Genomic DNA, 13,675 nt, shown 5'->3' with positions numbered 1-13,675 from the left:
TCACCTTCGCACGGCAGATCCGTCCGGGCTACCGGGGCGGGACGGCGGGCTCCGCCTCCGTGTCCGCCTGCGGGGCGGCCAGCTCGGCCGACTCGCCCTCCAGTTCACCGAACCGGGAGAGCAGGAACGTTCCGCCGACGGCCACGGCGAAGCCCGTCAGGGCGCACCAGGCGAAGCCCGGGCGCGCGGCGTCTCCCAGCGACAACACCCCGACCAGGGCCGGGCCGAAGGTCTCGGCCAACGTCCCGGCGGCGGTCGCGGCCGTCACGGTGCCGCGCTGCAGGGCCAGGGCGTAGGCGAGGTAGCCGCCCAGCCCGCCGACGACCAGGGCGTAGGCGGCGGGATCGGTCAGGACGCCGACCAGGCCGGAAGTGTCCATGACGCGCACCGCCAAGCTGGTGATCCCGAAGCCCACCCCCGCCAGCAGCCCGAGCCCGGCCGCCGCCGCGGTGCCGTCCCGGCGGACCAGGACCAGGGTGGCCAGGAGCATGACGGCCGTGGTGGCCAGCAGCGCCCAGTGGAAGGCGGCCGGCGCGTACTCCCGGCCCTCCCTGCCGGAGCCGAGCGCGAGCAGGGTGAGACCGATGACCACCGCGAGGATGCCCGCGACGTCGCTGCGGCGCAGTCGGGCACCCAGTAGCCAGACGGCGGCCAGGGCGGTGACGGCGAGGCTTGCGTTGGTGACGGCCTGGACCAGGAAGAGCGGGAGGCTGCGCAGGGCGACGATGCTCAGCACGAAGCCCAGGATGTCCAGGAGGGTGCCGACGATGAACTGCCAGGACCGCACCAGCGCGGCCAGCAGGCCCGCCCGCACCCGGTCCACCCGCGGCGCCGAGCACGCCCCGCGCGCCTGGAACACCGCCCCGAAGCCGAAGCAGACGGTGGCGAACAGCACGGTGGTGAGTCCCAGCAGCATCCCTCTCCCAGCCTCGCGGGGCAGCATCGGTTTCACCACCAGTCTGTGCCCGGGGTGGCGGGGACGCACGGGTGAGGCAGGTGGGGGGTGATGGTCGTTCCGGGCTCGGCGGGCCGAGCAGTCCGGCGGGTCGGACAACGGGTGCCCGTGGCCCGACCCGCCGGCCGGAGTCTCACGGGACGGCCGACCTCCCGGCGGGCGCATGACCGCAACGGGCGCTTTCTCCAGCCACGGCTTCCCCTCGCGCCCTGCCCCCGTCGGAACAGACCCGGCTACCCTTCGGACAGGCGAGGGCGGAGAGGGCGGGATCAGCCGAGCGCGGTGGCCAGCAGTGCGGCTGCCTTCGCGACCAGCGGTTCGTCCACTCGGGCGGCCGGGTCGGTCGGCTCGGTGGTCAGCACGGCGAGGACCACCGGGTGGCCGGCCGGCGTCCAGGCGATGCCCACGTCGTTGGTGGTGCCGTAGCCGCCGGTGCCGGTCTTGTCGCCGATCGTCCAGTCCTGCGGCAGGCCCGCGCGGAGGCGGTGGGTGCCCGTGGTGTTGCCGCGCAGCCAGGTGAGCAGGCGTTCGCGCTGCCGAGGCGGGAGGGCGTGGCCGAGGGCCAGGTGGCGGTAGCTGCGGGCGATGGCGTGCGGGCTGGTGGTGTCGGTGATCCGGTCGGGCTCGCCCGAGTTCAGTTCGGGCTCCCAGCGGTCCAGACGGGTGGTCCGGTCGCCGATCGAGCGGGCGAAGCGGGTGACGGCGGTCGGCCCGCCCAGTTCGCGGAGCAGCAGGTTGGCGGCGGTGTTGTCGCTGTGGTCGATGGCGGCCGCGCAGAGCTCGCCGACGGTCATGCCATCGGCGAGGTTGGCGGGCAGGCCGGTGACGGGTGCACCGCTGGCGCGGTCGATGTCGGCCTGGGTGTAGTGGATGCGCTTGGCGAGGAACTCGCCATCGTGGTCGAGGTCGCGCAGGACGGCGCCGACGGCGACGGTTTTGAACACCGAGCAGATCGGGAACCGCTCGTCCGCCCGGTAGCGGACGGTCCGGCCGGTGGCGAGGTTGCGTCCGTAGACGCCGAGCCGGGCGGAGTGTGCCTGTTCGAGCTCGGCCAGCGAGCGGTGGGTGTCCGCCGCGTCCACCGCGTGTGCCGTTCCCCCGGTCGACGCCGCGACGGCGACCGCCGCCGCTCCCACGCCGAGGGCAAGGACGGATCGGCGGCTGTGCCGGGATTCCGAAGACTGCGCGTACATGGTTCCCCTCTGTCCGAATCGCGCGGCGCGAACCGCGTCCGTGACCGACAGGACGCGGTGGCCGCTCCGACGGTTCGTCAACAATCGGGGATGTCAGGCTGGTCAGGGCCGCAACGCCACGCCCGCGTACCCGGTGGAGTCGGAGGCCGAGAGGGGTGGCCCGTCCGCCGCGGGCCGCCAGTGCGGGATGGGGACCACGCCGGGGGGCAGCAGGGTCCAGCCGTCGAAGAAGCGGGCGAACTCGGCGCGGGTGCGGGCCTGCACGGCGGTGCCGGCGGCCTCGTAGATGCCGACGATCCGACCGATCTCCTCGGGGGCGAACTCCGCGGTGACGTGGGTCATCACCAGGGCGCTGCCCGGGGCGAGGACGGACTTGAGGTGGTCGACCAGCTCGTACGCCCCGTGGGCGTCGGGGACGAAGTGGAGCAGCGCGTTGAGGGACAGCGCGACCGGGCGGCCGAAGTCGATGGTGTCGCGCAGACCGGGGGCGGCGAGCAGGCCGACGGGGTCGGTGACATCCGCCTCGACGTACGCGGTGCGTCCCTCGGGGGTGCCGGTGAGCAGGGCCTGGGCGTGGGTCAGGACGATCGGGTCGTTGTCGGCGTAGACGACCCGGGCGTACGGTTCGACGCTCTGGGCGACCTCGTGCAGGTTGGGCGAGGTGGGGATGCCGGTTCCGATGTCGAGGAACTGGTCGATGCCGGCCAGGGCGAGGGCGCGGGTCGAGCGCTGCACGAAGGAGCGGTTGGCCCGGGCGGCGTCGCGCACCCAGGGCGCGATGGCGAGGACGTGCCCGGCGGCCTCACGGTCGGCGGCGAAGTTGGTGAAGCCACCGAGGTAGTAGTCGTACATCCGGGCTGAATGCGGCACGTTCAACCGCAGGTCGACTCCGTCGTAGAGACTCATCCCGCTCCCCCCTCGGCATCGCGGACACGGTCCGATTGCTGCCCGCGCCATCCGGGGGCCAATCGTCTCCACTGGGGCTCAACTGAGGCTCAACGAATCGCCACATCCCATGAGATGACAATCTGTATTCGGTTTGCAGCCTGGAGTGACAGGCCTGATGGAATGAGGATGGGCGCGGACAGCCCGACCCTCGGGTGGCGCGGTCAGCAGCCGACGGCCACGGAAAGCAGGCTCGATGACGATCGACAGGGGTGCCCTCGTTCGCGGGCACCAGGGAGGGGCGGCGGTGGAGCACACCCGCGGGACCGGGACGCAGTGGGTGGCCGAAAGCAACGTCGGCCTGCGCCTGGACCTCACCTACGCCGCGTTCTGCGAGACCCACCAACCGGCTTGGCGTGCCCTCGCGTTGACCCGGATAGGCAGCCAGGCCGACGCCGTGCTGGTGGTCGAGGCGGTCAAGGCCGACCTGGCCCGCAGCTGGCCGCAGGTGCTGCGGTTCGAGGAACCCGCCGCGTACGCCTGGCGGTTGGCCACCCGGCATGTCGCGGACTGGGTGGCCGCCGATGAGCCGGTCGAGGTCGAGGCGGTCACCTTCGCGGCCGTGATCGGGGCGTTCAAGCAGGTTGCCGACGGGCTGCTGCACAGCGAGGCGGACGAAGTGCGGCTGTACGCGGCGATCCTCGAGCTGCCGGACCGGCAGCGGGATGTGGTGATCCTGCGCTATCTGCTGGGTCTGCACGCCAAGGTGATCGCCGCGTACCTGGGACGGCCGGTGGCGACGGTGCACTCCAATCTCCGGCACGCCCGGGAGCGGCTGGCGCGCAGGCTCGGCGTGCGCGAACTGCCGGACCGGGGAGGGGAACTGTGACCACCGACCACGAGGAGCGGGCACCGAACAGGGCGTGCACCGCCGGCGGGGTGCGCGCGGTGTTCCACGTGCCCCGACCCGAACGTGCCCACGCCGAGCGCATCGCGGCCCTGCGACAGGCCCGGTTGACCGCCGCCCCGGCCCACCTGCCCACCGAGCACGAGCAGGCCACCTTCGAACTGGGCCTGGTGGTCGCCCTGGTGCTGGGCGCGCCGTGCGCCTCCCGGGGACTGGACCTGCTGGTCAACGCGCGCCGGATCCAACCGGAGGGAGCGGAGGTGTTCGGCGCGCTGCTGTACGCCACCGGCAAGGAGGAGGCCGCCGAGTTCTGGTGGCGCTTTGCCGCCGGCTCGGGCAGCGGGACGGCCGCGTACTGCCTGCACCTGCACCACCTCAGGCTCGGCGAGACCGACGACGCCGACTACTGGCGGGCCTGGTCGGAGCAGCTGTCCACGGCTGAACGCCCGCCCGCGCCAAGGCCTTTGCTGATGAGCAGGCCGCTGCTGCCGGAGGACGTACGGCGCGACATCCTCGCCCGGGTGCACCACGGGCTGGCGCCGCAGCTGCCGCCCACGCTGGTCGCGGTGATCGACGGGCTGCCGTTGCAGGGCGGGGAGAGCGAGGACGAGGAGGAGGTGCCGAACCCGTGGGGGCTCACCTCGGGGGCGACTTCGACCTGCTCCTGGGACCCGCCGTGGGGGCCCGCAAAGGGGCGCGAGGACTCATTGGGGTGAGCTTATCGCGCCAGCCCGCGCTCCCTCGTTCAGGTGAGCGCGGACAGTCTGGCGACGACATTCCGGCCGAGCAGGTGGACGGCATGGACATCGAGGCGGTGCGCACCGCCGCCCGCGCGCGGTCGAGCGCGCCTCAGCAGTGGTCCAGTCCAATCCCCCAATCCCCGTATCCGGAAAGGCAGTCCGGAAAGGCCGTTCACCGGAGGCGGCGATAGAATTCCGAACATGGGAGAGCGCCCCGGCGCACCGACTGCGCCGCCCCTCGTCCTGGTCACCGACCGCGACTCCAAGCTGATCGACCCGGCCCGGGCCTACCACCTCGGCCGTGACCCGACCAGCGAGATCGTCCTGGACGACCCGCGGGTCTCCTGGCACCATGCGGTGCTGCGCACCGACGAGGGCCACTGGCTGCTGGAGGACGTCGGCAGCACCAACGGCACCTACGACCAAGGCCAGCGGATCAGCCGCGAAGACGTCGGCCCTGGCACCCGGCTGCACTTCGGCGATCCGGCCACCGGCCCCTCCGCGACCTTCGCCGAGCTGCCCGGCCCCGCCCCGGGCAAGCGCACCGCCCTGCTCACCCCGCAGTCCTCCGGCGTCTTCCGCAGCCCGAGCACCGTCCTCCAACTACCCGACCGCACCGTACGGATCGGCCGCTCGGACGACAACGACCTGGTGCTGGACGACCTGGTGGTCTCCCGACACCACGCCGAGCTGCGGGAACTGCCGGCCGGCGGCCACGAGATCGTCGACCTGGACAGCCACAACGGCACCTACCTCAACGGCCGCCCGGTCAAGCGCGCCCCGGTCAGCCCGGCCGACATCGTCGGCATCGGCCACTCCGCGCTCTGCCTGGTCGACGGCCGGCTGGTCGAGTACACCGACACCGGCGAGATCTCGCTCGACGTCCAGCACCTGGTCGTCCGGGTCGGCCCGGACCACCGGGTGCTGCTGAACGACGTCAGCTTCCCGCTCGCCGAGAAGGCGCTGCTCGCGGTGGCCGGCCCGAGCGGCGCGGGCAAGTCCACCCTGCTCAACGCGCTCACCGGGCTGCGCCCCGCCGACCAGGGCACCGTGCTGTACGACGGGCGCGACCTCTACCACGACTACGCCGAGCTGCGCCGGAGGATCGGTCTCGTCCCGCAGGACGACATCCTGCACACCCAGCTGACCGTCCGCCGTGCCCTGTCCTACGCCGCCGAGCTGCGCTTCCCCGGTGACACCGCGAAGGAGGAGCGGGAGGCCCGGGTCGCCGAGGTGATCCACGAACTGGGCCTGGACGAGCGGGACGAGCAAGTGATCGCCAGTCTCTCCGGCGGCCAGCGCAAGCGGGTCAGCATCGCCCTCGAGCTGCTCACCAAGCCCTCGCTGCTCTTCCTCGATGAGCCGACCTCCGGCCTGGACCCGGGCATGGAACGCTCGGTGATGCAACTGCTGCGCGGGCTGGCCGACGACGGCCGCACGGTCGTCGTGGTGACGCACAGCGTGCTGAGCCTCAACGTGTGCGACCGCCTGCTGGTGCTCGCCCCCGGCGGCCGGACGGCCTACTACGGGCCGCCGACCGAGGCGCTGGCGTACTTCGGCTACGAGGAGTGGCCGGAGGCCTTCGAGGCGTTCGAGAACGACGCCGAGGGGATCTGCCAGCAGCGGTTCCGCGCCTCGCCGCAGTACCAGCGGTACGTGAAGGCCGAAGCGGCGCACCCGCTGCCCGATCCAGTGGCGTCCGCTCCGACGATCGGCCACGAGAAGCCGCAGAGCTGGCTCGCCCAGCTGGGCACCCTGGTGCGCCGGTACACCGCGGTGCTCGCCGCCGACCGCCTGTTCCTCACCGTCATGGTCGCTCTGCCGTTCGTCATCGGCCTGATGTGCCGGGTGATGGCCGGCTCTCGGCTCACCGATGAGAACGCCATCAACTGCCTGCTCACGCTCTGCCTCGGCGGTGTGCTCATCGGCTCGGCCAACGCAGTACGCGAGGTGGTCAAGGAGCGCGCGATCTACCGGCGGGAGCGCGTGGTCGGACTGTCCCGCTCGGCCTACCTGGTCTCGAAGGTGGTGGTGCTCGGCGCGATCACGGTGGGTCAGGCCGCGGTGCTGACCGTGGTCGGCCTGGCCGGGGTCACGCTCACCGCGCAGGCGCGGCCGAACGCCCCGCCCCCGGTGACGACCGGCGTGCTGATGCCCCAGCTGCCCGAACTGATCATCGCGGTCGCACTGCTCGCGTTCTCCGCGATGACGCTCGGCCTGGTGGTCTCCGCGCTCGTCGACAAGGAGGAGACCACGATGCCGCTGCTGGTGCTCCTCGCCATCGTCCAGATCGTCTTCAGCGGCCTGATGCTCAAGCTGCAGGGCGTGCCCGGCCTGGAGCAGTTCGCCTGGATGATTCCGTCCCGGTGGGGCCTGTCGGCCATGGCCCGCACGGTCGACCTGGGCCGGCTCACCGTCCCGACTCCGATCACCGGGGACCCGATGTTCCGCCACGAACGCGCCGGGTGGGTGCTCAGCATGGTCGCGTTGCCCGTCCTCGCGGCGGCGTACGGGTTGGTGGTGCTCGCCCTGCTGCGGCGGCACGAGCCGGCGATCATGCGCAAGTAGCCGCCCCGGCGCCCGCCGGTAGAGTGGGAACCGAACTGTGGTGCGAGTGCCGCACGCAGCCCTGCCCCCCGGCTCCGGCTCGCGCGGCGGAGGAAAAGTAGCCGCCCATGGACGAGTTCGCGTTCCGCCCGACCCATGTCGCCCCGCCGACCGGGATGGCGACCTGGGCGGCCCCGGATCCGGCGCGGCCCTCCGCCCGGCTGGACCCGCTGCTCCCGCTGCGGCTGATCGCCGGCCAGGGCGACTGGGCGCAGGTGCTCTGCGCCAACGGCTGGACCACCTGGGTGGACGGCCGCCTGCTGGTCGCCCTCCCCCAGCCGCCGCCCGCCGCCGGGGGCCCGCCCGCCCGGACCGCCGACCCGCGCCCGGCACTCGCCGAGGCCGAGGCCGCACTGGCCCGCTACCGCGCCCTGCTGGAGGACCTCGCGGCCGGCGCCCTGGACCTGGAGTCCTTCCGGGAGCGGGCCCGCGGCCTGCGGATCGGCCTGGTGGCGGATGGCGAGGAGCTCTGGGTGTTCGACCCGGTGCACGACCGTTGGTGCTACTGCGACGGGCTGCAGCTGCAGACCTACGCGGCCACCGACCGGCCCGCGCCGCAGTCCGCGCTCTCGCCTCCGCAAGCGCCCGCGCCCGCGCCCGCTACCCCGACCCCGTCGGTGCACAGCCCGTACGCGCCCACCCGGACCGGCGAGCCGTGATCCCCGCCCAACCGCCCACCACCAGCCTGCCCTCCGGACTGGTCGGACGGAAGGTCGCGGGCTACCGGCTGGAGGACGAGATCGGGCGCGGCGGGATGGCCGTGGTCTACCGGGCCAGGGACCTGCGACTCGGCCGGACCGTCGCGATCAAGCTGCTGGCCCCCGAGCTGGCCCGCAACGAGGTGTTCCGGCAGCGCTTCATGCACGAGTCCGAGGCCGCCGCAGCGATCGACCACCCGCACATCATCCCGGTGTTCGACGCCGGCGAGCACGACGGCATCCTCTATCTCGCGATGCGCTACGTCGAAGGCGGGGACCTGCGCGGACTGATGAACCGGGCGGGCCCGCTCCCCGTCGAGCGCGCCGCCCGGCTCGCGCTGCAGATCGCCTCCGCGCTGGACGCCGCGCACGACCACGACCTGGTGCACCGGGACGTCAAGCCGGGCAACGTGCTGGTCGCCGCCGGGACGGACAGCGAGCACCCCGAGCACCTCTACCTGGCGGACTTCGGGCTCACCAAGAAGTCCCTGTCGCTCAGCGGGCTGACCACCGTCGGCCAGATCGTCGGAACGCTGGACTACGCGGCGCCCGAGCAGATCTCCGGCAAGCCGCTGGACGGACGCTGTGACCAGTACGGCCTGGGCTGCGTGGTCTTCGAGATGCTCGCCGGCACGCCGCCGTTCCGCCGGGAGAGCGACCTCGCGCTGCTCTGGGCCCACCTCAACGACCCGCCGCCGGTGCTGAGCGAGCACCGGCCGGACCTCCCGGCGGCGGTGGAGGCGGTGGTCTCCCGCGCCCTTGCCAAGGTGCCCGGGGAGCGGTACGCCAGTTGTCTGCAGTTCGTCGCCGAGCTGCGGGCGGCCATCGTCCCCGCCCCGTGGGCCGGTGGCGGGCCGCCGACCCAGGTCGTCCCGGCGGTCGACCCCGGCCTGGTCCGGGTCCCCGAGCCACCCGCCTGGGCCGTGCCGGCGGTCCACCCCCCACCCCGGAACTGAACCACCCGGACCGTCCTGCCCCGAGACCTAGAGGGAGCCGCCGACCATGAACGCCGTGAGCCAGGTCTTCGCCATGCTCGCCGCCGCGATCCACCTGGTGGTGTGGCCGCTGGAGAGCTACCTGTACGGGCACCCACGGGTGCGCTACCTGCTCACCGGCAGCACGGCGGACGCCCCGGAGGTCCGGCTGTGGCGCTTCAACGTCGGCTTCTACAACCTGTTCCTGGCCCTCGGCCTGGTCGCGGGCCTGGTCCTGCTGCACACCGGGCACGCCGGGTCGGGGCGGCCCGTGATCCTCTACATCGGCGCGTTCATGGTGGCCGGCGGGATCACCCTGTTCGTGTCCGAGCCGAAGCTGTGGCGCGGCGCCCTGGGCCAGGCCGTCCCGGCGGCGGTCATCCTGATCGCCGGGGCGGTCTGAACCTTTCGGACGGGCGGGCTCAGCCGCCGCTCTCCGTCACCTCGCCGCGATGCCGGAGCCCGGCCGCGAGCAGCGCGCCGAGCGCTCCGGTGACCAGCCCCCAGCCCGCCGCCAGCGGGACGGCCGTCCAGAACTCCAGGCGCAGGGTCAGGCTGCCGCTGCCGAGCCCGGCCACCGGGTTGTTGCCGCCGAGGACGGTGTTGAGAAGGTCGGCGAGACCGCCCTGACCGAGGCCGACGCCGAGGACGGAGAGCCCGTAGTCGGCGTCGATCCGGGTCCACAGGCCGACCAGCAGCACGGTGACGGCGGTGGCCAGGGCGAAGCGGACGGCGTGCTGCCAGAGCCGCACGGTGCGCGGGGAGCGTTGGGCGGCGAGGAAGGCGGCGGCGAGCAGCAGCACGGTGGCCACCGCCAGCAGCCACCAGCTGCGGGTGTCCTGTTCGGCCAGCGTGCCGAGGTCGATGGTCGCCTCCTTCCCGTTCGGGGCGCGCAGCACCGCGCTGAGCGGTTCGGGGACGGGCAGGCCGAGCGAGCCGACCAGCTGTCCGTGCCACCGGGTGCCGAGCCCGATGCCGAAGGCCAGCCAGGCCAGGTCGGGCAGGGCGAGCAGCACCACGGCCAGTGTCTGTCGGGCGTTGCCGTGCACGATCGCGGTCAGCACCCCGGCCACCGCGCCGATCGCCACATACGCCAGTAGCACCATCCAGAGCGCGAACGCGGCTGGGCGGACGGCGAGTTGGTAGCGCAGCAGGCCGCCGGGCAGCGGCGCCCTCCGGGAGACCGCGAAGACGGCGGCGAGGACGAACAGCAGCCAGGCCAGCCCGATGCCGATCGTGGTCAGGCCGTCCGCGTGGAAGCCGACCTCCGGAGTGAGGCCGAGCGCGCCCCCGATGGACTGCACCAGACCGCCGCCGAGTTGGATCACGAAGGTGTGCTTGGCGACAACGGTGATCAGCACCAGGGCGAGCACCCAGAGCACCAACGTCCGGACGATGCGGCCCAGCAGTTCGCCTCCCCCGGCCACCGCCCGGAAGCGCAGTTGACGCAGGAACACCTCGGCCATCGCGACCGCGCCGACCAGCGAGACGGTGAGCGGCATTGCGGTGATGCCGGCGTCCACGGCGGCGAAACTGCCCGCGCCGCCGTCGAGTTGGACGGATCCGCCGACGGCGAGCGCCATCGTCGCGGCGAGGACGGGCGGGAACGCGCCCTCGGGGAGGTCGTCGGCGCCGGCCAGCCAGAGGCCGAGCGCGGCCATCGCCGCCATCGCGACCAGCCCGGCCAGCACCACGGCGAGCGCGTCCAGCCAGCCGCGTGCGGCGCCGGGCGGGCCCGCGGCCCGGGTGGTGGGCTGCTGCATGCCGCCTCCTCTGGCTCCGCGGGCCCGGTCGGTTCCCGGCGGTCGGTTCCCCGGGGTGTCGGTTCCCAGCGTGACCGACGGCGGGTGAGCACGCTCGGCGACGACCGCGAAACCTGCTGTTGCGGCGAACGGGGCAGCGGGGGAGAAATGGAACCCAAATGGCAGGAGCTTCCCGTGCCGGCCGTACTCGCTGGCCGCCTGCGAACGGAGCCTCGATGAGTTCCCAACCACCTCCCTCCGGCCCGCCGAACGAGCCGCCCGCCGGCCCGCCGGCCGGTCCCCCGTCCGGCCCCCTCGCCGGGTCCCCACCGGGTGGCGGTACGGCCGGACCGCCGTCCGTACCCCCGCCGCCCTCCGGCCCGCCCGCGGGCGGGGGCAATGGTGGCGGGCCGCGCACGCCGTGGTGGCGCTCCAGGAAGGGCCTGGCGGCGGCCGCCGCCACACTGGCGGCGGCCGTGGTGGCCACCGTGCTGATCGTCAGCAACCAGGGCGGCGGCACCAAAACCGAGACGGTGCCGACCGCCAACGAGGTCGCCCTGCAGGCGCCGACCGACCCGGGCCCGGACCCGTTCACCCCATCGGTGGAAACCAACCCGGTGAGCGCACCCGCTCCCACCCAGGCGACCTCCCGGGCGACCTCCCAGACGACCACCCGGGCGACCTCCCAGACGCAGCAGCCCGGGCAGACGGCCCACAGCACGTCCCCGGCGGCCCTGCACAGCGTCCAGGGGACCTCGAACGGGCTCTACGCCGGGACGATGTCCAAGCCGAGCTGCGACACCGAGCGGCTGATCTCGATGGTCTCCACCGGCGACGTCGGTCGGGCCTGGGCCTCCGCCGCGGGCATCGACCAGTCCGCGATCCCGTCCTTCCTGCGCTCGCTGACCTCGGCGTACCTGCGGGTGGACACCCGGGTGACCAACCACACCTACAAGAGCGGCGTGGTGACGGAGTACCAGTCGGCGCTCCAGGCCGGCACCGCCGTGCTGGTGGACGCGCAGGGCGTGCCCCGGGTTCGCTGCTCGTGCGGCAACCCGATGAAACCGCCGGTGCTGGTCTCCAACGCCAAGTACATCGGGCACCCGTGGCCGGGCTTCCAGCCGACCACCCTGATCATCGTGGCCCCTGCGCCGCAGCCGGTGACCGAGATCATCCTGATCAACGTCGAGACGGGCGGCTGGTTCGCCCGCCAGACCGGGCGGATCGAGGTCGTCGACCGGCACGTCGACGCGCCGAAGGGGCCACTGGCACCCGGCGTCCCACCGCCCGCACCGATGAAGCCGGCCACGCCGTCGGGGACGACGTCGGCCTCCGGCGCCACGTCCGGGTCGAGGTCGGCGACCACCTCGGGTGCCACGTCCTCCGGCGCCACCTCATCGGGCGCGACCTCGTCCGGCGCCACGTCCTCCGGCGCGACCTCGTCCGGCGCCACGTCCTCCGGCGCGACCTCGTCCGGCGTGACCTCGTCCGGCGCCACGTCCTCCGGAGCCTCGACCGGTACGGGATCGGCCTCGGCCTCGACCAGTTCGGCCAAACCATCGGCACCGACCGCGACGACGAACACTACCTCCGGACCCTCGACCGGTACGGGACCGGCCTCGGCCTCGACCAGTTCGGCCAAACCATCGGCACCGACCGCGACGACGAACACCACCTCCGCCTCGACGGGGACGTCCGCCACGACCTCGACGCTCACCCAGTCGCCTAACGGCAGGAGCACGACCACGAGCACCGGCACGACCACGAGCACCGGCACGACGACGAGCACCGGCACGACGACGAGCAGCGCCGCTCATTGACGCTGCCCGCCCCCGCTGCCACCGTCCGACCACGGCCGGTGGCAGCGGCACGCCTCAGCGCACATGCCCCAGGTGCCCATACCGATCCCCCTCGCGTTCGTGTGCGACGGATGCTCGCACACCCACTGACAACTCGACCCGGCGTCAGATCGGGTGACAGTCGCCGGGGATATTCGCTGGCCGACCGCGCTTCGGGCGGGCAGAGTGCAGTCATGATCAACAGGGGACTGGACGAGAACGGGTACATCGCGCGGGAGGGCTCGCTGGAGCGGGTGCCCGCCGAGTTCGCGCCGGTGGTCGAAACCGCCCGGGAGCGGATCGCCGCCGCCTTCGACCCCGCTGGGCTGCACAGCGCCTACCTCTACGGCAGCATCCCGCGCGGCACCGCGGTCCCCGGCGTCTCCGACCTCGACCTGCTGCTTGCCCTGCGCCACGAGCCCACCCCCGCCGACCGCGCCGAGGCCGACGCACTCGAGGCCGGGCTGGACGCCACCTTCCCTCAGATCAACGGCGTCAGCGTGCTCCTGTTCTCCACCGGCACGCTGCTCAGCGAGCTGGAGCGCCACGACCTGGGCTGGTTCATCGCCTGCCTGTGCACCCCGCTGCTCGGCGGGGACCTCGCCGGGCAACTTCCCCGCTACCGCCCGACCTCCCTGCTCGCCCGTGAGACCAACGGCGACCTCGCCCTCACCCTCCCCCATTGGCGCGAACGGCTGGACGCGGCCGACTCGGACGCCAGCCTGGAGGCGCTCAGCCGCAAGGTCTCCCGCCGGATCGTCCGCACCGGCTTCACCCTGGTCATGCCCCGCTGGGGTGGCTGGACCAGCGACCTGACCGTCTCGGCCGAGGCCTTCGCCGGCTACTACCCGCAGCGCGCCGACCAGATGCGCCTCACCGCGTCCATCACCCGCACCCCCACGGCCGACCGCGCCGTGCTCGGCACGCTCGTCGACGACCTCGGCCCCTGGCTCGCCGCCGAGTACACCGCCGTCCACGGTGCGAAGGCGCCGCGTCCTTGACTGGCCGTCCCCTCGTCCGTGACGTCGTGGACGGCCGGATCGTCCACGACGAGGTGCTCGATCAAAAGCCCCTGCGGGACCTCCGCGCCCACCGACCGGACCAGACCGGCCGGTAGGCGCACGCCCCTCAACGGC

At 73.2% G+C, this 13,675-nt stretch carries 12 protein-coding genes; 8 read left to right on the top strand and 4 right to left on the bottom strand.

From position 1 onward, the window contains the following. Positions 1-28 precede the first annotated feature (28 nt). From ACWC9T_RS09930 to ACWC9T_RS09920, 3 genes are all read right to left on the bottom strand, one after another. The gene (locus ACWC9T_RS09930) at positions 29-916 is read right to left on the bottom strand and encodes a hypothetical protein (protein WP_449820548.1); all 888 of its coding nucleotides are present in this window, start codon (positions 914-916) and stop codon (positions 29-31) included. A 308-nt stretch (positions 917-1,224) separates the two neighbouring features. Next, entirely contained in the window at positions 1,225-2,148 is a 924-nt protein-coding gene (gene bla, locus ACWC9T_RS09925) for a class A beta-lactamase (RefSeq protein ID WP_449820547.1), read from the bottom strand. 102 nt (positions 2,149-2,250) lie between these two features. After that, the gene (locus ACWC9T_RS09920) at positions 2,251-3,054 is read right to left on the bottom strand and encodes an SAM-dependent methyltransferase (RefSeq protein ID WP_449820546.1); all 804 of its coding nucleotides are present in this window, start codon (positions 3,052-3,054) and stop codon (positions 2,251-2,253) included. Positions 3,055-3,340: 286 nt separating this feature from the next. Between ACWC9T_RS09920 and ACWC9T_RS09915 the strand changes: the two genes are divergently transcribed. The 6 genes from ACWC9T_RS09915 (at position 3,341) to ACWC9T_RS09890 (ending at position 9,362) form a co-directional block, all read left to right on the top strand. Then, positions 3,341-3,922, top strand: a complete 582-nt coding sequence (locus ACWC9T_RS09915) for an RNA polymerase sigma factor (RefSeq protein WP_449820545.1) — start codon at positions 3,341-3,343, stop codon at positions 3,920-3,922. After that, on the top strand, positions 3,919-4,656 hold the full coding sequence (locus ACWC9T_RS09910; protein WP_449820544.1) for a hypothetical protein: 738 nt from the start codon (positions 3,919-3,921) through the stop codon (positions 4,654-4,656). The genes ACWC9T_RS09915 and ACWC9T_RS09910 overlap by 4 nt, the downstream gene beginning before the upstream one ends. A 225-nt stretch (positions 4,657-4,881) precedes the next feature. After that, entirely contained in the window at positions 4,882-7,248 is a 2,367-nt protein-coding gene (locus ACWC9T_RS09905; protein ID WP_449820543.1) for an FHA domain-containing protein, read from the top strand. A 107-nt stretch (positions 7,249-7,355) separates the two neighbouring features. Next, positions 7,356-7,946: a hypothetical protein gene (locus tag ACWC9T_RS09900; protein ID WP_449820542.1), complete on the top strand. Its 591-nt coding sequence runs from the start codon at positions 7,356-7,358 to the stop codon at positions 7,944-7,946. Next, on the top strand, positions 7,943-8,941 hold the full coding sequence (locus ACWC9T_RS09895; RefSeq protein WP_449820541.1) for a serine/threonine-protein kinase: 999 nt from the start codon (positions 7,943-7,945) through the stop codon (positions 8,939-8,941). The genes ACWC9T_RS09900 and ACWC9T_RS09895 overlap by 4 nt, the downstream gene beginning before the upstream one ends. 46 nt (positions 8,942-8,987) lie before the next feature. Next, the gene (locus tag ACWC9T_RS09890) at positions 8,988-9,362 is read left to right on the top strand and encodes a DUF1304 domain-containing protein (protein WP_396251603.1); all 375 of its coding nucleotides are present in this window, start codon (positions 8,988-8,990) and stop codon (positions 9,360-9,362) included. A gap of 19 nt (positions 9,363-9,381) precedes the next feature. Here the strand turns inward: ACWC9T_RS09890 and ACWC9T_RS09885 are convergent, their stop codons facing one another. Then, the gene (locus ACWC9T_RS09885; protein ID WP_449820540.1) at positions 9,382-10,722 is read right to left on the bottom strand and encodes a streptophobe family protein; all 1,341 of its coding nucleotides are present in this window, start codon (positions 10,720-10,722) and stop codon (positions 9,382-9,384) included. 158 nt (positions 10,723-10,880) lie between these two features. On the opposite strand from ACWC9T_RS09885, the gene ACWC9T_RS09880 reads away from it, so the two are divergent. After that, a complete protein-coding gene (locus ACWC9T_RS09880; protein ID WP_449820539.1) occupies positions 10,881-12,521 on the top strand; it encodes a DUF6777 domain-containing protein in 1,641 nt (546 codons plus the stop codon). 212 nt (positions 12,522-12,733) lie between these two features. Continuing rightward, the gene (locus ACWC9T_RS09875; protein WP_449820538.1) at positions 12,734-13,540 is read left to right on the top strand and encodes a nucleotidyltransferase domain-containing protein; all 807 of its coding nucleotides are present in this window, start codon (positions 12,734-12,736) and stop codon (positions 13,538-13,540) included. Positions 13,541-13,675: the final 135 nt, after the last annotated feature.

The sequence above is a fragment of the Kitasatospora sp. NPDC001159 genome, assembly GCF_053598235.1.
Note: the sequence above shows the minus strand (reverse complement) of the source record. Positions and strands in the feature narration are given on the sequence as shown.